Here is a 25,042-nt window from a genome sequence, read left to right as displayed (position 1 = left end):
TAATTTTTTTATTTTTATAAATTTTTTAAATTATTAATTTTAATAATATAAATAAAAATTAATTTTATTAGTATTAAATATTTATTTATAATATAAATTTATTATACGTTTTATTTTGTATTATATTAATTTATAATTAAATTTAATTTAATAGATTATTTATTATAAATTTATAATTAAATCTATATTTTTATTAATTTGTATACCTTTTTTTAAAATATCATATGCTATTTGTTTTGCTTCTTTTAGAGAATGCATTTTATATGATCCACATTGATAAATATTTAATTCTGGTATTTTTTTTTGTTTTTGTATTAATAAGATGTTTTCCATTGATTTTTTCCATGCAGAGATTATTTTTTTTTCTTTTAGATATCCAATTAGACTCATATAAAAACCTGTTCTACATCCCATTGGAGATATGTCAATAATTTTAATATTATTATCATTAATATAATTACGCATGTAATTAGCAAATAAATGTTCTATTGTATGAACACCTGCTTCTGGCATTATTTCTTTATTAGGTTTTACAAAACGTAAATCATATATAGTTATAATATCATTATTTGGTGTTTTTAATGTTTTATCTATACGAACAGCAGGAGCTTTCATACTAGAATGGTTTATAATGAAACTATTTAATGTAGTCATGTTATAATTAGTAACGTTATAAAATAATTATTATGAATTTAAACGTGATGAATATATGTTTAAGTATTCTTCAAAAGTTTTATTTTCATTTTTTTCTATTTTTAATTGTTTTTTTATAGATTTTATTTTAGCAATTTCGAATTGTTTTTTTGTAATTACTTCATAAGGTTCTTTTGTTAATTGTTTGAAATATTTTTCAGATAATTCTAGTCCAAATTTATTAATTCCTTTTTCTAAAATTTCATTTAGTATTAATGAAGAATATGTTAATCTTGGATCTTTAATCATTTCAATAATTTTAAAGCATGTACTTTGATATATATCAGTATTATAAGATATATCAAATATTTTTGCTATATCTATTAAGTTATTAATTAATTGTTTACACACTGTTATTAGTGGCTTTTGTTTATTATTTATATTAATTATTTGTTTTGGTTTTTTTCCTTCTAAAATTATTCGGTTCCAATTTTGATTATAATAATTAAGTTCTTTATTTTCTATTTTTGGTTCATCTGCTAATGCACACCATACTAAAAATAGCTCAATAAAACTTGCTTGTGTTTCATTAATGCCAATTGAGCTAAAAGGATTAATATCAAGTGTTCTAACTTCAATGTATTCTATACCGCGTTTTAGTAAAGCTTGTAATTGTAATTCATTATGTTTTATAGTTTGTTTTGGTCGAATTTGTGTATATAATTCGTTTTCTATTTGTAATATATTTGCATTTAATTGGATATATTTATCATTTTTTTTTATACCTAATTTTTTAAAATTAGGAGATAAATTGCAAAGTGCTTTTTTAACACTAGATATGTAATTATCTAAATTATTGAATTTAATATTTAGTTTTTTTTGAAAATTATTTGTATAGCCAAAATCGCTTATTCTTAATGAAGTAGCATAAGGAAAATAGTAAAAAAAATCTTTTTCTTTATAAAAATATTTTTTTATATTTTTATTTTTTATAAAACTTTTCCAAATCATTGGTGATGCACCGAATAGATAAGAAATTATCCAACCAAATCTATAATAATTTCTAATTAAGTGTAAATAATTCTCAGAAATTTCTTCTTTTTTATATATTATGTTATTTGAAAATTGTTTTATTTTCCAGAATTCTACAGGTAATGAAAAATTGTAATGAATACCAGATATTAATTGCATTAGTGCCCCATATCGATTTTTAAGACCTTCACGATAAATTGTTTTAAAACGTCCTAAATTAGAAGAACCATATTGAGCAATTTTAATGCTATCATTATTTTTGATAAAACAAGGTATACTTAAAGGCCACATTCTTTCATTTTTTAGATTTAGAGCTGTATAACGATGTAGATCTTTTAAAAAAGCTAAATTATATTTAATATTATTATTAGCAGGTGTTATAAATTCAAGTAAAGATTCTGCAAAATCTGTTGTTATCCATTTGTGCGTTAATGGTTGACCTAATTCTTTAGGATGAATATTTTTTGAAATACTTCCTTTTGTAGTAATTCTCAAAGTTTCGCGTTCAATACCACGTTTTATATTATTTATAATTTCTGGATTTTCTTTTAATAATGATATTATTTTTGATATATCAGGAAACATATAATTTTATTATGAATATTTTGTTTTATTAGATTTTTATTTTAAAATTGTATGTATAAATTTATATTTTATGGCGCATCCAGGAGGATTCGAACCTCCGACCGCTCGGTTCGTAGCCGAGTACTCTATCCAACTGAGCTATGGATGCATTTGAAAAATAAAGATAATACGGCGAGGGAGGGATTCGAACCCTCGATGCGATTTTTTCGCATACTCTCTTAGCAGGGGAGCGCCTTCAACCACTCGGCCACCTCACCTGAGATTTGGTATATATCAATCTGTTTTAAAAAATTTTGTATATTATCATTTATTTATATATAATAAGTCAAATGTTTTATATTCATTTAATATAAAAATAATTTTCAAGAAAACAATAAGCGTTCATTATTGATTTAGAACGCTTAAATTGTTATTTTGTTTATTTATTTTTTTCAGACTGAATACGTTGATAAATTTCTTCACGATGAACAGAAATTTCTTTTGGTGCGTTTACACCAATACGAACTTGATTTCCTTTTATACCCAAAACAGTGACTGCTACTTCATCACCTATCATAAGGGTTTCTCCAACTCTACGGGTTAAAATAAGCATTCTTTTTTCTCCTTGAAATATTAAAAGATATGTATCTTGTTATTTTCCATGAATTATACATCGTGAAAATATAAAGGTATTATAATATTTATTTAATACTTTGATTTTTTAATTGATGTTTTTATAAAAATGTTTTATAATTTAGAATCAATCAATTTTTCAATATTTTTAAGTGCAGTAGGTAATGCATTTAAATTAGTTCCTCCAGCTTGAGCAATTTTAGAATTACCACCGCCTTTTCCATCTATTTCTTTTGTAATATGATAAATTAATTCATTTGCTTTAATTTTATTGCTTAATTCATTAGTTATTCCTGCAATAATATTAATTTTATTGTTATTTATTGTTGATAGTATAATTATAGCTGATTTTAATTGAATTTTTATATTATCAACAAGTATTTTTAATGTATTGATATCAATACAATCCAATTGTGTTATTAATATATTAATACCTTTTATATTTTTTGATTTTTTGCATAATAAAATGCTTTTTTGAAGGTATTCTTCTTTTTTTAATTTTAAAGTTATGTTTTTTAATTGTTGTGATTTTTCTATTAGAGATTTTATTTTTTTTATTATATTAGTTTTATCTGTTTTTAATATATTTTCAATAATTAAAAGTTGTTTTAATTGATCATTTATATTTTCTATTGCTGTTTCACCTGTAGTTGCTTCGATTCTTCGAATACCGGATGATACGCTATGTTCGTTTAAAATTTTAAATATTCTTAGATCTCCTGTTTGTTTAGCATGAGTTCCTCCACATAATTCAATAGAAAAATTATTAATACTAACAACTCGTACATGTTCTTTGTATTTATGATTAAATAATGCTATAGCTCCTTTATTTTTAGCATCTTCTAAACTTGTTAATTTAGTTTTTATTAATAAATTTTCGCTTATTTTTTTATTAATGATTTTCTCTATTTTTTGTATTTCTTCTTTTGTTAATGCTTTAAAATGTAAAAAATCAAAACGAAGTGTTTTATCGTTGATAGATGATCCTTTTTGAAAAACATGTTTACCTAAAATTTTACGTAATGTTGCATGTAATAAATGGGTTGCAGAATGATTTAAGGAAGTAGATTTTCGTTTTTTTTCATTAATTTCTGCTGTAATTGTATTGTTTATTGATAATACTCCTGAATCAATTTTACCAAAATGTAAAGTACTTTGATTATATTTTTCTGTTTTAGTAACTATAAAATTACCGTTATTATTTTTTAATATACCTGTGTCTCCAATTTGTCCTCCAGAACTAGCATAAAATGGTGTTTTATTTAATATAATTACTCCGTCTTCGTTTTTTTGTAATGATGTAACTGGTTTATTATTTTTGTATATTTTTATAATATTTGCTTGTTGTTTATTTTTTGTAAAATCTAAATTTTTATAATTTATATCAATTTTAATTTGAGATTCTTGATTTTTATTTAAAAAAATAATTTTTTTTGCTTTATTTCGTTGTTTTTCCATTTCATTTTTAAAACCTTTTTTGTCTACTTCGATTTTATGTTCACGGCATATATCGATAGTTAAATCAAGTGGAAAACCATAAGTATCGTATAAACGAAATGCAATTTCGCCTTCAAGAATATTTGTTTTTAGCGTATTTAATTCTGTATTTAATAAATTAAGTCCTCGTTCTAATGTACGTGAAAATTGTTCTTCTTCATTTTTTAATATTTTTTCGATCATTATTTGTTTATTTTGAAAGTTATTTGTAATTTCCATTATTTTAAGTACTGGTTGTACTAATTTATAAAAAAAAGGGTTTTTTGTTCCTAAAATATATCCATGTCGAATTGCACGACGAATAATTCTTCGTAATACATAACCTTTTCCTTCATTTGATGGAATTACTCCTTCAGCGATTAAAAATACACAAGCGCGAATATGATCTGCTATTACGTATAATGATTTATTTTTTAAATTAGTTTCTTTTGTAAGAATAGATATAGTAGAAATCAATTTTTGAAATATATCTATTTCGTAATTTGATTTAACATTTTGTAATATAGAAGAAATACGTTCAAGTCCCATTCCTGTATCAATAGATATTTGAGGTAGAGATTCTAATTTTCCATTTAGTTTTTTATTAAATTGCATAAATACTAAATTCCATATTTCTATATATCTATCTCCATTACTTTTGTTACTACCTGGAGGTTCTCCATAAAAATCTTTTCCATAATCATAAAAAAATTCCATGCATGGACCACAAGGTCCTGTTTCGCTCATTTGCCAAAAATTATCTGATATATAAGATTTTCCTTTTTTATCACCAATTCGGATTATATGGTTTTTTGGTATATCGATTTCTTTATTACATATGTGGTATGATTCATCATCATTAAAATATATTGTAATTAAAATTTTTTCTTTTGGTAAATTAAACCATTTTTTACTTGTTAATAATTCCCATGCAAAATGAATTGCTTCTTTTTTAAAGTAATCACCAAAACTAAAATTACCTAACATTTCAAAAAATGTATGATGTCGAGTTGTATAACCTACATTTTCTAAATCATTATGTTTTCCTCCTGCACGTATACAGTATTGTGAAGTTGCTATTCTAGAATATGTTTTTTTTTCTAATCCGAGAAATATATTTTTAAATTGATTCATTCCTGCATTTGTAAATAATAATGTTTGATCATTTTTTGGTATTAGTGAGCTACCTGGTATTATTTTATGTCCTTTTTTGTAAAAAAAATTTAAAAATGTTTGACGAATTTCATTTGTACTATTATTCATGTTTATCCTAATGTTAATTTAAATTTATTAATATAGTAAAACATTAAATAAAATAATGAATATATATAAATATTAAAAAAGTTTTCATTAAAAATTATTTGTTATTTTACTTAAAATTATATTTTGTAATAGTTTGTAATAAAATATTATTTTTAATAAATTTATTTTTAATAAAAATTAAGATAAATTAGTTATTGTATTATGAACTATATTATTATTTTATAATATTTTTATGTTTTATTTTTATTAAATTTTAAAATATTAATAGTATATTATATTTTACAATACATTATTATTTTTTATCTTTTATTTTTTGTAAGAAAGTTTGAAGTGCATAATTTGTTGATTTTAAACGTATGATTTTTCTATTTCCGTGAAATATTTTATATTTTGTACTAATATAAATTTTATTATTTATTTTTTTTTCTGCAAAAGCAAACCATACTGTACCAATAGGTTTTTTTAAAGTTCCACCATTAGGACCAGCTATACCACTTACAGATATTCCATAGTCAGCAGATGATTTTTTAATGGCTCCTTTAACCATTTCATATACAACTTTTTTATTAACAGCTCCAAAATATTTTAAAATTATTTTATTTACATTGATCATTTTATATTTAGCTTCATTACTATATGTGATAAAACCATATTTAAAATAATTAGAACTTCCATCTATACTAGTTAAACATTTTGTAATTCAACCACCTGTACAAGATTCTGCTATTGTGATAGTTTTTTTTTTGTTTTTAGAATATTTCCAATATTAAAACTTAATAATTCTAATTGTTTTTCTTTTATCATGTTATTTTTTTATTAATTGATTTTTTTATTATAGAGTATTGTGTAATATTAATAATAATTTATTTTAATATAGTGTTTTTTTATTTTTTTAAATATGTTTTTTATAAAAATATTTTATTATTTTGGTGTTATTATTAAAAATAGTTTTTTTTGATTTTAAGTTAAATTTTGTTTTATATTATATAATTTTATTATTTTTAATATATTTTTTATAAAAACATATATTTTTATATTTAATATTAAACAATGATAAAATAAAATTATTTTGTTTATTATTTTAATAATAATTTATATTTTAGTTAAAATTGATTTATTAAAATATTAATTTTTTAATTAATAATAATTTTAAATTAAAAATAATAATTATTATATTTTTTTATTTTTTTTAAATAGTATTTATAATATATTTATGTTTTTGTTTTAAATTTAAAAAACATAATGTATTATGTATTATGTACATATTATAATTAATCTAAAATTATAGATAAATTTATTTTTTATTTTATATTATTTTAATCATATATTTTTTGATTTAAAGTTTTTAAATTTTTTGATTTTTAAAACAATAATATTTTATTTGAATAAATAATTTTATTTTAAATATAATTTAGATATAAATTATATTTTTTAATAGTTTTATATATTTTAAAACATGTTATTTTCTAATTGTAAAATCTCCATAACCAACCCATTTATAAGTTGTTAATGAATCTAATCCACTAGGTCCTCTGGTATGTAATTTTTGTGTACTAACTGCAATTTCACTTCCAAATCCAAATTGTTCGCCATCTGTTAATCTAGTGCTTGCATTCACATAAACGGTTGCACTATTAATGTTTTTTACAAAATAATTTGCTTGTTGTATTGATTCAGTTAAAATTGCATCTGAATGTGAAGTACCATAATAATTAATGTGATTTATTGCTTCATTAATATCATCAACAATTTCAACATTAAGATCTAGAGATAACCATTCTTTTGTGAGATTTTCTAATTTTAATTCAACAATATTATCGAATTTTTCTTTTAAATAAAAAAAAGAACGTTTGCTAATATGTAATGTAACTTGCTCATTTATCATTTTTTTAGCAAGTAATGGTAAAAAATTAAGTGCTATATTTTTATGTATTAATAGTGTTTCTAATGAATTACATGCACTTGGGTTTTGTACTTTAGAATTAATTATTACATTTATTGCATCATTAAAGTTTACAAATTCATCAACAAATATATGGCATACCCCAATTCCTCCTGATATAATTGGAATTGTTGATTCTTCACGGCATAATTTATGTAATGCTTCACCACCACGTGGTATTAATAAATCTATATATTTATTTAATTTAAGTAGTTGAATAATTAAATTATGATTATAACAATCAATTAATTGCACAGAATTTTGTGGTAATCCAATATTTTTTAGAGTTTCTTGAATGATGTTAATTATAGTAGTATTACTATAATGTGCTTCTTTTCCCCCGCGCAAAATAATTGCATTACCTGTTTTTAAGCATAAAGATGTAATATCAATTGTAACATTAGGACGTGATTCATATATAGCACAAATTACACCAATTGGTATTTTATAACGCAATAATCTTAATCCATTATTAAGATGTTTTCCATCAATTATTTTTCCAATAGGATCTTCCAATTCACAAATTTTCGTTATATTATTAATTGTATATTCTAATTTTTTTTCTGTTAAAGATAAACGATCTTGTAATGTTTTGTGTAAATTGTTTTTTTTTGCTAATTTTATATCTTTATTGTTTGATTCTAAAATAATTGATTTTTTTTGTTTTAATGAAATTGCTATTTCATTTAATGCTTGGTTTTTTTGTTTTGTATTAAGTTTAGATAATTGTTTTGATATAATTTTTGCTGTTTTACCAAAGTTATTTAACATAATTAACTCTCTATCATATCATTTTAATGAATAACTATAAAGTTATATTTATACTTAAGTATTTGATTAATATTTTTTAAATTATTTTTTAAAATGATTTTTAATATTTTATTATTATAAAGGTTGATTTGTATATAATATTTATTTATTTTATATTATGTATATAAATTATATATATAGTAAAGTATTTTAATTTTTTTATATCTTTTTGTATAAACACTTTTTTAAAATTTTAAATCAGTTTATTTTATTAATATATATATTTTTTCGTTATAACAAAATAATCTATTGGGCTTATAATTTTAAATTAATTTATTTTTCCGTAAAAATGTGTTCCTATTTTAATATTTTTTATTGCATAATTAATTACATTTGGTTTTTTACCATTAGCAATTATTACATCAATTCCTGCTTTTACAGCAATATTAGCTGCTTGCAATTTAGTAATCATTCCTCCTTTTCCTAAACCAGTTACGCTTTTACTAGCTACATTTTTAATTTTATCGTTTATATCATATACTTCTGGTATAAATTTTGCATTTGGATTATTACGTGGATCAGAATCATATAATCCTTTTATATCAGTTAATAATAATAAATTTTCTGCGTCTCCTAAAATTGCTACAAATGCTGATAAATTGTCATTATCACCAACTTTAATTTCATCGGTTGCAACTGCATCATTTTCGTTAATTACAGGAATAATTCCATTATCTAATAATGCATGTAGTGTATTTTTTGCATTTAAAAAACGTTTGTGATTTTCAAGGTCATCTCGTGTTAATAATATTTGTCCAATATTAATACCATATATTGAAAAAAAATTTTTCCATAATTGTATTAGTTTTATTTGACCAATCGATGCTAATAATTGATTAGATATAATTGTATTTGGTAGTTTTGGAAAATTAAGATGTTCACGACCAGCAGCAATTGCTCCTGATGTTACAATAATAATTTTATTGCCATTTTTGTGTTCTTTAACACATTGTTTTACTAATTCAATAATATTTGCTTTATTTAAATGTTGTGTTCCGTTTGTTAGTAAACTTGTACCAAATTTTACTACTAATGTTTTATTTTTTTTCATAAAATTTTTACCATTATTATTAATAATAAATTTTTTAAAATAATTTATTTTATTAAAAATATATTGTAAAAAAATAATGTTATTACAAAAAAATGTTTATATTTATAATTTAATAATGTATTATGTACTATTTTAGTTTTTTATATTGTATATAATATTTTTAATGTAGTTTGAATAACTAAAAATTTTGTTTTAAATAAAAATAGATTTATATTTTTTTGTATATTTTAATATATTACTATTTTTTATTTTTTTTAAAAATATTTTATAAGAATTAAATGTTGTTTAAGAAAAAATAATATATGACATATACAATATATTTTAATATATAATTTGTAAAATTATATATTTAATTAAATTAATTATTTTATCAATGTTATATATAATGATATATTATTAAAAGTAATTTTTACTATATAAAACATAGTTTTTTATGTTTTAGTATTTTAAAATTTTACAATTTTATATAATAATATATATGAGTATAAAGTTTTTTAGTATATTTTAAATTTATTTATTTTTTTAAAAAAACTTTAAATTCTTTAGTATAGAGTTCTTTAAATCCTTTATTAGTTTTAATTATCATAAAAATTGGAATTTTCATTTTTTTTGCTAAATCAAAACCTTTTTTTTGCCCTAATACATTTAGTCCGGTTGATAAAGCATCGGCAGTCATGCAATTTTTTGATAAAACAGTAACAGAAATTAAATTATGTATAATTGGTTTTCCTGTTTTTGGAGAAATTATATGAGAAAAATGAATTCCATTATATTCAAAATAATTATGATAGTCACCAGAAGTTGCCATAGAAAATTCACCAGGTTCTATAATTTTTTGTATTGTTTGATATAAATATGGTTTTTCAATAGCAATTTGCCATGGTATTTTCTTTCCATTTTTTCCTTTAGTAGATATTTCTCCTCCTATATTTATCATATAGTTATTTATACCTATAGATTCTAAATATTCTTTTATTACATCAACTCCATAACCTTTTGCTATTGATGAAAGATCAATGTTTAACTCAGGGATTGTTTTGATAATACTATTAGAAATTATAGATAATTTTTCAATACCAACCAATTTATGTCGTTTTTTTATTTCTTTATCAGTTGGTATTTTTTTTAGTTTTAATTCAGGACCAAAACCTCATAAATTTACTAATGGTCCTATTGTAATATCTAAAGATCCATTGGTTATTTTATTGATTTCAATTGCTTTTTTGATTACTTTTATTGTTCCTAAAGAGACAGGAAATGGAATATTAGTTTTTTTAAATTTATTAAATTTACTTACTTCTGAATTATCATTGTAAGTTGACATTTGTCTATTTATTTCTTCTAAACGTTTATTAATATTTACTTTGATATTTTTAATATCATGTATATTGGAAACATATTTTATCGTATAAAATGTACCCATTGTTTGTCCATTTATGTTTTGTTCTTTAATATTGTTACATGATATTAAAAGTAAAGATGTTATGAAGAATGTAAATTGTTTATAATTATTTAAAATAAACATTTTTGTTGTTTTTAATTTTTTTAAAATATTTAATTACCAAAATTATCTAATAATATATTTTCATTTTCAACTCCTAATTTTTTTAACATTTTTATTATTGATTGATTCATTATAGTAGGACCACACATATAAAATTCACAATCCTCTGGTGAATTATGTTTTTTTAAGTAATTTTCATATAGAATATCATGAATAAATCCAGTATATCCATACCAGTTATCTTCTGGTGATGGATCAGATAATGCTATATGCCATGTAAAATTTTTATATTTTGAAGCAAGTTGATTGAAATCTTTTATATAAAAAATATCTTTAATAGATCGAGCTCCGTACCAAAAACTAATTTTTCGTTTTGTTTTTAAACGTTTTAATTGATCAAAAATATGAGATCTCATAGGAGCCATTCCAGCCCCACCACCTATAAATATCATTTCTGCGTTTGTATTTTTTGCAAAAAAATCTCCAAATGGACCATAAACAGTAATTTTATCACCTGGTTTTAATGACCAAATATATGAAGAAACAATTCCTGGTGGAATGTTTTTATTATTTGATGGTGGTATTGCAATACGTACGTTTAACATAATAATATTGCATTCTTTTGGGTAATTAGCCATTGAGTACGCGCGTATACTTGGTGATTCCGTTTTAGAGATATAATTAAATAAATTATATTTGTTCCATTCTTCATGAAATTTTTTTGGAATATCAAAATTCTTATATTCAATTACATGTGGAGTGCATTTAATTTGAATATAACCGCCAGCTTTAAAAATAAAATTCTTTTTTTTGAGAATTTTTAATTTTAATTCTTTTATAAAAGCGGTTTTATTTTTATTTGATATTACCTCACATTTCCATTTATCTGCACATAATATTTCTTTTGGTAATTCTATTTTTAAATCATGTTTAATATTTACTTGACATGCTAAACGATATCCTTTTTTTGCATCTATTTTGTTTATATGTGATATTTCAGTTGGTAGAATATTATAATTATTTTTTATTTTTATACGACATTGACCACATGTTCCAGCCCCCCCGCAAGCTGAAGATAAAAAAATTCCGTTATTTGAAAGTGCGTGTAATAATTTATCACCTGATGTTGTTTTAAAATTTTTTTCTGGATTATTATTTATTTCAATTTCAATATTTTCTGTATTTATTAATTTAGATTTTACAAATAAAATCAAACTAGTTAATATTAATATAATTAGAGTAAAAATGATTACACCTAAAAAAATAATTTCCATTTTTTTTGCCTTTTACAACTGAATTCCTGAAAATGACATAAAACCTAATGCCATTAAACCTGTTGTTATAAATGTAATACCTAATCCTTTTAAACCGCTTGGGATATCTGAGTATCTTAATTTTTCTTGAATAGAAGCCATAAGGACTATTGCTAACATCCATCCTATACCTGAACCAAATCCATATACTACAGATTCATTAAAATTATAATCGCGTTGTATCATTAATGATACACAACCAAAGATTGCACAATTAACAGTAATTAAAGGTAAATATATACCTAATGAATTATATAATATAGGAAAATAACGATCTAAAATTATTTCAAAAATTTGAACTAATGAAGCTATTACTCCTATAAAAACAATAAAATTTAAAAAAGATAAGTCAATATTTTTATATATTGCACTATCTCGTAATATTAAATTATATATTATATTATTAATAGGAACTGAAATTCCTAATACAATTGTTATTGTTACTCCAAGACCAAAAGCAGTTTTTATATTTTTTGATATAGCAATAAAAGTACACATTCCTAAAAAAAACGTTAATGCCATATTTTCTATAAAAATTGTTTTAATAAATAAATTTATTAAATTTTGCATTTTGTTAATCCTTAATTATTTGGTTTTAAAGTTTTTTTTAACCAAATAATAATACCAATAATAAAAAATGCGCTTGGCGCTAATAAACATAATCCGTTTGGTAAATACCATCCACCATTTTGTGATAATTCAAATATAGTAATTTCAAAAATTTTACCAGAACCAAATAATTCTCGTAAAAAACTAATGAACATTATTGTTATACCATAACCAATACCATTACTTATGCCATCTATAATGCTTTTAATTGGTGAATTTTTCATTGCATAGTTTTCAGCTCTTCCCATTACGATACAATTAGTGATAATTAAACTTACAAAAACAGAAAGTTGTTTTGATGATTCATATGCATATGCTCGTAAAATTTGATCAACAATAATTACTAAAGAAGCAATAATTGTCATTTGAATAATAATTCTTACATTGTTAGGAATATATTTTCTTAATAATGAAATAAAAAAATTAGAAAAAGATGTTACAAAAATAACTGAAATAGTCATTATTAATGCACTTTTTAATTTAGTTGTAACTGCTAATGCAGAACATATTCCTAATATTTGTATAGTAATTGGATTATTTTTAAGTAAAGATTCAACAATTGCTAATTTTATTTTTTTAAAATTAAACATTTTTAAATTCTCCTTTTTGTACTTTTTTTAAAAATGGTCCAAATCCTTTATCACCTAACCAAAAATCAAGTATATGTTGAATTCCATTTGATGTTAATGTTGCACCTGAAAGGCTATCTATATTATAAATGTTGTTAGATGTATTATGGGGTATTATTTTAATTGCTATTTTTCCATTATTATTGAATAATTTTTTACCTTTCCATTGTTTTTTCCATTTTTGATTGTCTACTTCCCCACCTAATCCAGGAGTTTCTCCATGTTCATAAAAAGTTATCCCATTAGATGTTATCCCATCTGAATTTATAGAAATAAAAGCATACATTATAGACCATAGTCCTGATCCATATATTGGTAAAATAATTTGTGAAATATCACCTGTATTATTTTTAACTAAATAAATTTCAGAAAAATTTGCTCTTCGATGTATTTTAGCTATATCTTCATTTGAAGATAATTTTATGCTTGTTTTATCACTATTAAGTTCTTTTTTAAGATTAAAATTATTTATTGTATATAATTTATTAGTTTTAAAATTTAAAAATTTTTTTTCAATATATTTATTATAGATTTCTTTGATTTCTTTTTGTGTCATTTTATATTTTAATAATCCAGAAACATTCAAAATATTTTTTTGAACATCTAATTTTATTTGTTCTTCTTGTTTAGATTTTAAATTGACTGAAACAGTTGTAACAATTATGGAGCAAACTAAACATAAAAGAAAAACTATTAATAATGTTTTTAATGTATTATTATTAATTTTTTTGATCATCATGTTTTTTCCTTTTTTTTATGTTTAGTTGAATAACTATATAGTCGAATATAGGAGCAAATAAGTTGGCAAAAAGAATAGCTAACATCATTCCTTCTGGATATACTGGATTGAGAATTCTAATAACTATACACATACTTCCAATTAAAATACCATATGCAAATTTCCCTTTGTTAGTAAAAGAAGTTGTCGTTGGATCTGTTGCCATAAAAAACATTCCAAATGCAAAACCACCTAAAACCATATGCCACCACCATGGCATAGAAAAAAGATTATTTTTATCTGAACCAATAAAATTAAATAAATAAGATAATGTAATCATTCCTATCATTATTCCTATGATTATTCTCCATGATGCTATTCGTAAGAAAATAATGAAAAAACCTCCTATAAAAATCATTAGTGTTGACACTTCTCCAATTGAACCTGGTATTTTACCAATAAATGCTTGAATCCATGTGATTGGTTCTCCAGTTATTGTATTTATAAGTGCTTTTCCTCCATCTAAGGCCCATTGAGAAAGAGGTGTTGCTCCAGAAAACCCATCTATTGCTGTCCAAACAAGTTCACCTGAAATTTGAGCTGGGTAACTAAAAAATAAAAATGCTCGTCCTGCTAATGCTGGATTTAGAAAATTATATCCTGTACCTCCAAAAATTTCTTTTGCTATTACAGTACCAAAACTAATTCCTAATGCTGCTTGCCATAATGGTATTGTTGGCGGTAAAGTTAAAGAAAATAAAATAGAAGTAACAAAAAATCCTTCATTTATTTCATGTTTGCGAATTATTGCAAATAATATTTCCCAAAAAGCTCCAGTAATAAACACAACAGAATAAATAGAAAAAAAATAAATTGATCCAAGTATTATTTTACTTCCATATTTTGCATCATTTAAAAGAGAAAAACCTAAAAATCTTGTAAAGTTATAATGCCAATTGTTTTTTATAATAGTATTTAATTCAATATTGTTATATAAATGATTAAGATTTGAAATTATTTGATCCCCGATGTTATATATACCCCAAAACATAGCAGGAAAAATAGATATATATACTAAAAACATTATACGTTTTATATCTGTTGTATCACGTATATGAGATTTACTTTTAGTTACATATCCAGAAGTATAAAAAATACTTGAAATAGCTTCGTATAATGGATAATATTTTTCAAATTTACCTTTATCTTTAAAGTGATGTTCGTATTTTTTTAAAAAATTTTTTATATTCATTTATTTTATCCTTCTGTTTCAATTTTAGTTAAAACATTATGAAGTAAAATACCATAATCTATTTTGGATAAACAAACATATGTACAAAGTCCTAAATCTTCTTCATCTAATTCAAGACATCCTAGTTGTTGTGAAGTATCTGTGTTCATAATAATAAGTTCACGAAGTAGATTGGTTATCATTATATTAAGAGGCATAATTCGTTCATAATTACCTATTGGCATTATCGGACGTACACTTCCGTTCATTGCTGTTGTAAAATTAAAATATTTTTTTTTAAAAAAGAACTTTAATAATGTTGTGTGTGTAAAATTAAATTTATTCTTTTCAGGTATAACCCAACCGAATAATTTTTTATTACGTTCTTCTTCTATAACAGATATTTGATTATGAAATCTACCAAGATAATTATGTGTTTTATCGCAAATTGTTCCATAAAGAATAGAACCAGAAATAATTCTATTTTCTCCAGTTTTTAGTTCTCCTTGAGTTAATTCATATAAATCAGCTCCAAGATTAGTTTTTATTAAACGTGGTTTTTTAACTTGTGGCCCAGCAAGTGAAATTATACGATCAGTATAAAGAAAACCTGTAGTGAATAATTTTCCAATTGCAATTACATCTTGGTAGTTGATACTCCATACTTTTTTTTTAATACTTACAGGTTCAAGAAAATGTATATGAGTTCCAGTTAGTCCTGCAGGGTGTGGTCCTATAAATTTAGTATAAATAATTTTATTATTAATGTTTATTTTTAATAAATTATCTGCATTATAACAAACATGTATTTTACCTTTTGTTAAACGACTTAAGATTATAAGTCCATCATTGAATGATTGTTGATTTTTTTTTATAATAATTATAGGATCAGCTGCGAGAGGATTAGTATCAATAGCTGTAACGAAAATAGCAATTGGTGATGAATTTAATTTTGGAGAACGATTAAATGGACGTGTTTTAAAAGAAACCCACAATCCTGATTTAATAAGATTTTTGGATACTTGATTTTTTGTTAATGAAATAAGTTGATCTCGTTTATAAACATTAAAAATTTTTTGTTTATTACCATTTATTTCTATTACTATTGATTCTAGAATACGATATTTTCCTCGATTTATTTTTATAATTTTACCGCAAGCTGGGCTTGTAAAAAAAATTCCTTTATTTTTTTTATCTTCAAAAAGGATTTGTCCTTTTATTACATTATCACCTTCTTTTATGAATATAAAAGGATGCATTCCTATGTATTCTTCGCCTAATAATCCTATGTGTTTAGTTGTTTTATTTTCTTCTATTATTTGTATTGGTTCTCCTTTTATTGGAATATTTAGTCCTTTTTTAATTTTAATCATAAAAATATACTCTAGTTGTTTTATTGAAATATATATTAATTTAATAATATGTAATTATTACTTATAAAAATAAATTATTTTATAAATAATTATATAAATTATAAATATTTAAAAGATTATTTTATAATTGTTATTTTTATTTTTTAAAAATATAATTATATAATAATTTATAATTAAAATTATGATTTATTATGTATACTTAATTAGTTGATGTAATTATTAAAAATATTTTTTTTACTTTTTTAAGTAAAAAAATATTTATATTTTATTTTTTTATAAAAATAACGATATTAATTAATTATATGTAATTTATTTTTATTAAAAGTATTTATTAAAATAGTAATTTATTTTATATAAAAAATATAAATTTTAAAATAAAATTATTGTATTCTAAAATTAGATTTGTATATATTTTATTTAAATAATATTATTTTATTTTGTCATTTCTTTTTCAATTAAATAAATTAAGATATGTATTATTTTAATATGAATTTCTTGAATACGATCTGCATATCCAAGATGTTGTACATTAATTTTAATATCTATAAAATCTGGTATTTTGTTATTGTTTTTTCCTGTTAATAAAATAATTTTCATATTTTTTTTATGTGCAGTCCTTATTGCATTAATAATGTTTTTCGATTTTCCAGATGATGATATTACTAGTAATACATCATCATTGCTTCCAATAGCTTCAATAAAACGAGAAAAAACATATTGATATCCAAAATCATTACTTACACAAGATAAATAACTTGCATCTGATATTGCAATTGCAGGATAAGCTTTTCGTTTTTTGCGATATTTTCCTGTTAATTCTTCAGCAAAATGCATTGCGTCACAATGCGATCCTCCATTACCACAAGATAAAATTTTTTTTCTTTTTTTTAAAGCATTGGCAATTAATAATGATGCGCTCTGAATTAATTCAATGTTTTTTTTATTTTTTGTAAAATTAACTAATATATTTGTAGCTTCTATTAATTCATTTTTTATTAAATTTTGATACATTTTTATGCATACAAACCTTTATTAAAATATAAAATATTATAGTTTTTTATAAAAATTTCATATACATGCAAAAATAAACTAAATTTAAAAAATTAGTCATAATTTAATTAGTAGTTTTATAATAATTTTTATATAAAAATAATCGTAAATATTCGAGAAAAATTATATTTTTAATTATTTTGTTTTTATATAAACCTTATAGCTGTAAAGTATAAAAATAATATTTGTATTTTTATATTAAATTTGTTTTATAAAAAAATAATTTATATATTGATCATTTTATTTTAAGTTTTAAAATCTAATTGTATATTAAATATATTTCATTATATATAAAATATATTTTTTATTAAATTTATCTATTACCAGTATTGTTCATTAGATATATTACCTGGTCTATTTTGTATATGTTTTTTCATTCCATAGTTATTTTCAAGTAATTCACGAGTATCTTTTATCATTCCTGGGTTGCCACATAACATAACATGACATGTTTTTGAAGAAAATTGTAATAGAGAAGCTTTTGTTAATTCTTTATTTTTAATTAATTCTGGTATTCTTCCATATAGAGAATTTGTACATTTTTCGCGACTAACAATAGTAATTGTACGTAATTTTCCATTAAAATTATTTTTAAGTTTTTTCATTAAAGATAAAAAAGTGAGGTCTTTTTTGTATCTTACAGCATGAATAAGTATAATATTTGTAAATTTTTCTAAATTACTTCCATCTTGTAAGATAGATAAATATGGTCCAATTGCAGTACCAGTAGATATCATCCATAAATTTTTAAATTTTGGAATTTCTTTTAAAATAAATATTCCTGAGGATTTTTCGCTAATTTGTAAAATATTTCCAGGTTTTAATTTTGCTAAATTAGAACTTAATTTTCCATTTGGAACATTAATAAGATAAAATTCTAATTTATTATTATTTGGTGCATTTACGTAAGAATATGCACGTTGAATTCGTTCATTGTTAATATTTAAAGCCAATTTTGTATATTGACCAGCAATGAATGGTTTTATTTTAGCTTTTATTATAAGACTAAATAATGAATCAGTCCAAATTTTTTTTTCTAAAACTTCGCCAGTAATCCATTTAGACATAAAATAACCTTTAATAAAATTGTAAATGTTTTAATCTTTATTTATTTTTAGATTTTATGTTAATTTTATAAATTCATGTTAAATAATTATAATTATATATTTATATGTTAATAATATAAATATATTAAAATATAAAGTAAAATTTATTTTTAATATTTTTTAAATTTTATTTAAAATAAAATAATAATTAAATTATATTTTTTTATAATTTTAATTACTATTAAAATTATTTTTTTTAATATTTTAAAATATTAATTTTAATATATTAGTATAATTATAATTTAGTTTTTTATTGTTTATAATTTTAAAAATTATATTTTTTATAATATTGTTTTTTTATAATTTATTTTTATTTTTTTCGTATTTTTTTATTTTTTTTTAATATTTTATAATAATTATTAATTATAAAATACTAAGTTTTATAAAAAGTAAAGTATTTATTATATAATTTTAAATTATAATTTTTTATTTTTAATATGTTATTTATAATTATTTGCTAAATATTATTCCTATACAAAATAATATATTAATTATTAATGAAGAGTTTATCATATGTTCTAATAGTAAATTCATTGATTTTGCTGTAGAGCTTTTAAAAACATACAATATATTATTTATTAGCATTGGTATACCTAATAAAAATAACCAACTTTTAATGTTGTTTATATACAGTAAATTAAAACAAATAAAACATAAGATAGCAATAATTATAATAATTGCATGATATATTTTTGCATATTTTATACCAATACGTACAACTAAAGTTTTTTTTTTGCTTTTTATATCATTTTTTATATCACGCATATTATTTATATTTAATACTGCAACTGATAAAAATCCGCAAGCTGTTGATGGAAGTAATGTTATAGTATCGAATGTATTCGATTGCAAATAATAAGTACTTATAACGCTTATCCATCCAAAAAAAAATAATACAAAAATATCTCCTAATCCGATATATCCATAAGGTTTTTTGCCAATTGTATATGTTATAGCAGAAATTATTGATGCTATACCAATTATAGAAAAAATGATAATATCTTTTAAATTTTTACAAGATACAAAAATTAAAATAAGTCCAGATATGCAAATTATAAAAATGTTTAATTTAAGTGCTTTTTTCATTTTTGATTTATTAATTAAACCTTTTTGCATTCCGCGTAAATTTCCAATTCGTTTAAAAGCATCACAACCTTTAATATTATCACCATAATCATTTGCAAGATTAGATAAAATTTGTAATAAAAAAATAGTAATTAATAATAAAAAAAATATTTTTCAGTGAAAATTATTTTTGAATTGGGCTAAAATAGATCCAATTAGTATTGAAGAGAATCCTAAAGATAAAGTTTTAATTCTAAAACTTTCAATCCAAGCTTTTTGATAATTAGTCATTGTTTTTTTTGTTAATTGAAAATTAATAAAAAATTTAAATATATATAGATATTTTATTTTTTTAAATTTTAAAGAAAAAATTTTATAATATAAATTTACTTAAATCTTCTTCTGTAATTAGTTCAACTAAGTGTTTTTTTACATATTCTTCATTAATTTTAATTGTTTGTCCATTATAATCGCTAGCTTTAAAAGAAACATCTTCCATTAATCTTTCTAATATAGTATGCAATCTACGTGCTCCAATATTTTCTGTAGATTCATTTACTTGCCATGCAGATTCAGCTATTTTTTGAATACCATCATTAGTAAATTCAATTAATACACCTTCTGTTGCCATTAAAGCTTTATATTGTTCTGTTAAAGATGCATTTGGTTCAGTTAAAATTCGAACAAAATCTTCAGTTGTGAGAGCTTGTAATTCAACACGAATTGGAAGTCTACCTTGTAATTCTGGAATTAAGTCTGATGGACTTGAAATTTGAAATGCACCGGATGCAATAAATAAAATGTAATCAGTTTTTATCATACCATGTTTAGTTGAAACAGTGCATCCTTCTATTAAAGGTAAAAGATCGCGTTGAACTCCTTCTCGAGATACATCTGGTCCTGACGAATTTGTTCCTCTTCTACAAATTTTATCAAATTCGTCAATAAAAACTATTCCATTTTGTTCGACTGATTCAATTGCTTTTTCTTTTAATTCTTCAAGGTTTACTAATTTTGTGATTTCTTCTTCAACTACTATTTTGAAAGCTTCTTTTATTTTCATTTTTCTAACTTTTTGTTTTTGACCAGCAAGATTTTGAAACATAGATTGTAATTGATTAGTCATTTCTTCCATGCCTGGAGGAGCCATAATTTCGATTCCCATTGGAAAAATTGCGGAAACTTCAATTTCTATTTCTTTATTGTCTAATTTTCCTTCTCGTAATTTTTTACGAAATGTTTGTCTAGTTGGTGATTGTTCATCTATTTGTTCTGTTTGCATCCAATTTTTTTTTGCTGGTGGAATTAAAATATCTAAAATACGTTCTTCTGCTAATTCTTCTGCCCGTTGTCGATTTCTTTCTATAGATTCTAATTTAACCATTTTTACAGCAACATCTGTTAAATCTCGAATGATAGAATCAACCTCTTTACCAACATATCCTACTTCTGTAAATTTTGTTGCTTCAACTTTTATAAACGGAGCATTAGCAAGTTTTGCAAGACGACGAGCAATTTCACTTTTACCAACCCCAGTTGGTCCAATCATTAAAATATTTTTAGGTGTAACTTCATGTCGTAGTGTTTCGTTTAGTTGCATACGTCTCCATCTGTTTCTTAAAGCTATTGCTACAGAACGTTTAGCTTTATTTTGTCCAATAATATGATTATTTAATTCATTAACAATTTCTCGTGGAGTCATTTCATGCATACTGACAATCCTTATTATTTTTTAAGATATTTCTTCAAAGTTAACATTGTGGTTTGTGTAAATACAGATACTACCAGCTATAAAAAGTGCTTTTTTAGCTATTTCTATTGCGTTTAAATCTGTATTTTCTAACAAAGCACGAGCAGCTGCTAGTGCATATTGACCACCTGATCCTATTGCAATTAAATCATTTTCTGGTTGAACTACATCGCCATTTCCTGTAATAATTAATGATGTTTGTTTATCAGCAACAGCTAGTAATGCTTCTAGTTTTCGCAGTACACGATCAGTACGCCAATCTTTAGTTAATTCAACAGCTGCTTTTGTTAAATGTCCTTGATGTAAATCAAGCTTACGTTCAAAAAGCTCGAAAAGTGTAAATGCATCTGCTGTACTACCAGCAAATCCTGCAATAACTTTATTATTATATAAACGACGAATTTTTCGAGCGTTGCTTTTCATAATAGTATTCCCTATTGTTGCCTGTCCATCACCACCTATTACGACTTGGCCATTACGACGAATACTTATTATTGTTGTCATTAATTAACCTCTTTATATAAGTATAATATCAAAAATATTTTTTAAAAATTATTTTTGTTGTTTTTATTAAATAGTTTAATATTTTAATTATTATTAATTAAAAATAATTTTTTAGTTAAAAATTTTATTTTTTTATGTTGTTATTTATTTTTTTATTTGTTGTTAGATTAATATCATATTCTTCAAGTTCTTTTATATAATGCCATTGTATTTTTGGTTTTGGTGGTAATTCATTTAAAGAATTTTTGTTTTTTATATTTTTTGTTAATTGTAATATTTTTTTTTTGTGATGTGTATTATATAGTACAGTTATTGTAAATATTATTAAAATAATATTTACAATTATTAATTTAATAATTGTAAATATTTGTATTATTTTATTTTTTTTTTTATTATTTAATAAATGTTTTAGATGTATATAGTCTTTTTTTATCACAATATGTGTTTTTAATAATAGATATTATTATGTTTATTAATATGTTTATTTTTTTATAATGTTGTTTATTTTTTATGTTATTGATGTTTTAATAAATAAAATTAAAAAAAATTTTGTAAAAAATGATATTTAAGTGTTTTAAAAAATATTATTTATTTTTATAGTTAATTAAATAAAAAGAATAAAATTAATTATATATTTATTAAAAAATTTGTACTATAGATAATTAATTTAAATTTTATATATAAATATATAAAATTAATATAATGTTTTTATATATTTATATATTCTTAAATTTTAATTGGATCAACATTTATATTAAATTTTATTTTATAAAATTTTGATTTTTTTAATATTTCAGGTAAAAATTTTATCATAATTTTTTGTAAATATATTTTAGATGTATGTTGCAATAAAATTTGCCAATTAGAAAGATTTTTTTGATTAGAAAAAATAGGTCCTAATATTAATAATTCTTTATCATTAATTGTTTTTAGTATATGTTTTTTTATGTTTTCTAAAAAAATTAAAGAGTTTTTATTATTATTTTTTGAAAGGATTAAAATGTGATTTGTATAAGGAGGTAACATTGCTATTTTTCTTTCTTTCATAGCTTCTTTTGAAAAAGAAAAGTATCCATTCTTTAAAAGTTTTATTAATAATGGATGTTCAGGATAATTAGTTTGTATGCAGATTTCTCCATGTTTTTTTTCTTTTATAATTTGATTAAGGATTTTAATATAAAATTGAGCAAAACGTTCAAAAGTTCTAAAATCATTAGAAAATAATATATGATCTATATCAAGAATTGCAATAAAAGTGACATTTGCAAAAAAAATATTTTTTGTTAATATTTTTGTTCCAATAAAAATATGAGATTTTTTATTTTTTATATTTAAATTTTCTTTAAAGTTATTTTTATTATTTTTTGTGTCTTGATCTATACGACTTATTCCTATATTAGGAAAAATTTTAGAAATAATTTCTTCTAATTGTTCAGTACCTATACCAATAAAATTAAAATTATTTGATTTACAATTAGGGCATTGTTGTGGAGTTGGTATTTTTTTATTACATTTATAACAAGATAAGATATAATTTGTTTTATAAAAAGTGTAAACATTATTACAAAACTTACATTTTGCAATTCAATTGCATTTATAACAAGTGTATAATGATGAATAACCAAGTTTATTTAATAATAAAATTATTTGTTTGTTTTTTGTGATATGTTTTTTTATATGTTCAATTAATATATTTGAAATTCCTTTTATTATTTGTTGTTTTTTTAAATCAATTATGTATTGATAAGTTTTATTTATATTTTTTATATTACTAGTTAAATTTAATTGATGGTATTTTTTTTTTTTTACGTTATATAATGTTTCAAATGACGGTGTTTCGGTTGTCATTATAATTGGAATGTTGTTTAATTTTGCACGAAAAATTGCTAAATCTCTTGCATGGTATTTTCAACCGTTTTGTTGTTTATAAGAGTAATCGTGTTCTTCATTTATTATTATAACACCTAAATTATAAAAAGATGATAATAATGCTGATCGAGTTCCTATAAGAATAGAATTATGTCCTAATTTTGTTTTTAACCAAACATTTAATTTGTCATAATTATTAAGTTTTGAATGTAATAAATTTATTGGTTTATCAAATATTTTTTTAAGATATATAACAATTTTATTCGCTAATTTAATTTCAGGTGTAAGTATAAGAGCTTGTTTTTTTTTTGATAAAATATGTTTTAATATATTTATACAAACTTTAATTTTTCCTGAACCTTTTGTACCTGTTAAAAGCCAAGTTGAAAATTGGTTTTCTTTTGATTTTATTATTTTTATTGCATTTTTTTGTTCATTATTAAGTAATAATTGTTCTTTTTGAAAATAATTTTGTTTATTAGCATCAAAATTATTTTTTTGATTTAAAGATTCTAAATTAAGTGTATGAGAATAATTAATTTTTTTTCCTTGTTGTAATTGTTTAGGTAATGTATAAAATAATATTTTTCCAATTGGATAGTAATAGTATTTTGAAGACCATAGTAACATTTTCCATAGATCTTTAGAAAAAATTGATTCAAAATCAATAATTTTTTTTATTTTTTTTATTTTTTTATCTAAAGGTTTATTATTATTTTTATATTGAATAACTATTCCTATAGAAAAATTATTTTTAAATGGTACTATTACACGACTTCCTATTACAGGAATAGGCATATTTTTTTGTAATTGATAGTTAAAAATATAATTTAGAGGAATAGATAAGGCTATTTGGATTATCATGGTGTTATTTATTAGTTATAAAATATTTTTAAAAATGATATATCAATATATTT

Annotated in this window: 20 protein-coding genes, 2 tRNA genes and 1 pseudogene; all 23 read right to left on the bottom strand. The window is 21.5% G+C overall.

Translation table 4 applies throughout. The features are described 5' to 3' along the window. Window positions 1–162: 162 nt before the first annotated feature. The 23 genes and pseudogenes from luxS to priA all read right to left on the bottom strand — a co-directional run bounded on the left by luxS (window position 163) and on the right by priA (window position 24,989). The gene (luxS, locus tag AAGD61_RS02920) at window positions 163–654 is read right to left on the bottom strand and encodes an S-ribosylhomocysteine lyase (protein WP_341764947.1); all 492 of its coding nucleotides are present in this window, start codon (window positions 652–654) and stop codon (window positions 163–165) included. Window positions 655–684: 30 nt separating this feature from the next. Further along, a complete protein-coding gene (gene gshA / locus AAGD61_RS02915) occupies window positions 685–2,250 on the bottom strand; it encodes a glutamate--cysteine ligase (protein WP_341764946.1) in 1,566 nt (521 codons plus the stop codon). 71 nt (window positions 2,251–2,321) lie between these two features. Next, window positions 2,322–2,398 (bottom strand) — tRNA-Arg (locus tag AAGD61_RS02910). A gap of 21 nt (window positions 2,399–2,419) precedes the next feature. Then, a tRNA-Ser gene (locus tag AAGD61_RS02905) sits at window positions 2,420–2,507 on the bottom strand. 161 nt (window positions 2,508–2,668) lie between these two features. After that, complete coding sequence (gene csrA / locus AAGD61_RS02900; RefSeq protein WP_341764945.1) at window positions 2,669–2,842, bottom strand: carbon storage regulator CsrA; 174 nt, start codon at window positions 2,840–2,842, stop codon at window positions 2,669–2,671. Window positions 2,843–2,976: 134 nt separating this feature from the next. Next, window positions 2,977–5,601 (bottom strand): alanine--tRNA ligase, encoded by a 2,625-nt coding sequence (alaS, locus tag AAGD61_RS02895; protein WP_341764944.1) that lies wholly within the window; start codon window positions 5,599–5,601, stop codon window positions 2,977–2,979. Window positions 5,602–5,893: 292 nt separating this feature from the next. Continuing rightward, the gene (locus tag AAGD61_RS02890) at window positions 5,894–6,301 is read right to left on the bottom strand and encodes a nicotinamide-nucleotide amidohydrolase family protein (protein WP_341765306.1); all 408 of its coding nucleotides are present in this window, start codon (window positions 6,299–6,301) and stop codon (window positions 5,894–5,896) included. Between the two features lie 759 nt (window positions 6,302–7,060). Further along, window positions 7,061–8,314, bottom strand: coding sequence for a glutamate-5-semialdehyde dehydrogenase (locus AAGD61_RS02885; protein ID WP_341764943.1), 1,254 nt, complete (start codon window positions 8,312–8,314; stop codon window positions 7,061–7,063). A gap of 319 nt (window positions 8,315–8,633) precedes the next feature. Then, window positions 8,634–9,404 (bottom strand): annotated as a pseudogene (gene proB, locus AAGD61_RS02880) (glutamate 5-kinase); the annotation flags it as partial. A gap of 514 nt (window positions 9,405–9,918) precedes the next feature. Next, complete coding sequence (locus AAGD61_RS02875) at window positions 9,919–10,929, bottom strand: FAD:protein FMN transferase (protein WP_341764942.1); 1,011 nt, start codon at window positions 10,927–10,929, stop codon at window positions 9,919–9,921. Between the two features lie 29 nt (window positions 10,930–10,958). After that, the gene (gene nqrF, locus AAGD61_RS02870; protein WP_341764941.1) at window positions 10,959–12,182 is read right to left on the bottom strand and encodes an NADH:ubiquinone reductase (Na(+)-transporting) subunit F; all 1,224 of its coding nucleotides are present in this window, start codon (window positions 12,180–12,182) and stop codon (window positions 10,959–10,961) included. Between the two features lie 12 nt (window positions 12,183–12,194). Next, the gene (nqrE, locus tag AAGD61_RS02865) at window positions 12,195–12,791 is read right to left on the bottom strand and encodes an NADH:ubiquinone reductase (Na(+)-transporting) subunit E (RefSeq protein WP_341764940.1); all 597 of its coding nucleotides are present in this window, start codon (window positions 12,789–12,791) and stop codon (window positions 12,195–12,197) included. Window positions 12,792–12,802: 11 nt separating this feature from the next. Continuing rightward, entirely contained in the window at window positions 12,803–13,420 is a 618-nt protein-coding gene (locus AAGD61_RS02860) for an NADH:ubiquinone reductase (Na(+)-transporting) subunit D (protein WP_341764939.1), read from the bottom strand. Further along, window positions 13,413–14,198 (bottom strand): Na(+)-translocating NADH-quinone reductase subunit C, encoded by a 786-nt coding sequence (locus AAGD61_RS02855; protein ID WP_341764938.1) that lies wholly within the window; start codon window positions 14,196–14,198, stop codon window positions 13,413–13,415. Before AAGD61_RS02855 ends, AAGD61_RS02860 begins: the two co-directional genes overlap by 8 nt. Then, window positions 14,179–15,429: an NADH:ubiquinone reductase (Na(+)-transporting) subunit B gene (locus AAGD61_RS02850; protein WP_341764937.1), complete on the bottom strand. Its 1,251-nt coding sequence runs from the start codon at window positions 15,427–15,429 to the stop codon at window positions 14,179–14,181. Before AAGD61_RS02850 ends, AAGD61_RS02855 begins: the two co-directional genes overlap by 20 nt. A 5-nt stretch (window positions 15,430–15,434) precedes the next feature. Further along, complete coding sequence (locus AAGD61_RS02845; RefSeq protein ID WP_341764936.1) at window positions 15,435–16,781, bottom strand: Na(+)-translocating NADH-quinone reductase subunit A; 1,347 nt, start codon at window positions 16,779–16,781, stop codon at window positions 15,435–15,437. A gap of 432 nt (window positions 16,782–17,213) precedes the next feature. Next, complete coding sequence (lpcA, locus tag AAGD61_RS02840; protein ID WP_341764935.1) at window positions 17,214–17,792, bottom strand: D-sedoheptulose 7-phosphate isomerase; 579 nt, start codon at window positions 17,790–17,792, stop codon at window positions 17,214–17,216. Between the two features lie 359 nt (window positions 17,793–18,151). Further along, a complete protein-coding gene (locus tag AAGD61_RS02835; RefSeq protein ID WP_341764934.1) occupies window positions 18,152–18,898 on the bottom strand; it encodes an FAD-binding oxidoreductase in 747 nt (248 codons plus the stop codon). A 489-nt stretch (window positions 18,899–19,387) separates the two neighbouring features. Further along, complete coding sequence (locus AAGD61_RS02830; RefSeq protein WP_341764933.1) at window positions 19,388–20,293, bottom strand: 1,4-dihydroxy-2-naphthoate polyprenyltransferase; 906 nt, start codon at window positions 20,291–20,293, stop codon at window positions 19,388–19,390. A gap of 82 nt (window positions 20,294–20,375) precedes the next feature. After that, on the bottom strand, window positions 20,376–21,713 hold the full coding sequence (gene hslU / locus AAGD61_RS02825; RefSeq protein ID WP_341764932.1) for an HslU--HslV peptidase ATPase subunit: 1,338 nt from the start codon (window positions 21,711–21,713) through the stop codon (window positions 20,376–20,378). Between the two features lie 21 nt (window positions 21,714–21,734). Continuing rightward, window positions 21,735–22,256: an ATP-dependent protease subunit HslV gene (gene hslV, locus AAGD61_RS02820; RefSeq protein WP_341764931.1), complete on the bottom strand. Its 522-nt coding sequence runs from the start codon at window positions 22,254–22,256 to the stop codon at window positions 21,735–21,737. Between the two features lie 124 nt (window positions 22,257–22,380). Next, window positions 22,381–22,692, bottom strand: a complete 312-nt coding sequence (locus tag AAGD61_RS02815; RefSeq protein WP_341764930.1) for a hypothetical protein — start codon at window positions 22,690–22,692, stop codon at window positions 22,381–22,383. Between the two features lie 290 nt (window positions 22,693–22,982). Then, the gene (gene priA / locus AAGD61_RS02810) at window positions 22,983–24,989 is read right to left on the bottom strand and encodes a replication restart helicase PriA (RefSeq protein ID WP_341764929.1); all 2,007 of its coding nucleotides are present in this window, start codon (window positions 24,987–24,989) and stop codon (window positions 22,983–22,985) included. Window positions 24,990–25,042 lie beyond the last annotated feature (53 nt).

It is taken from the genome of Candidatus Providencia siddallii, from assembly GCF_964026685.1.
Lineage (GTDB): Bacteria > Pseudomonadota > Gammaproteobacteria > Enterobacterales > Enterobacteriaceae > Providencia_A > Providencia_A siddallii_A.
This window is presented reverse-complemented; position numbering and strand designations above follow the sequence as displayed.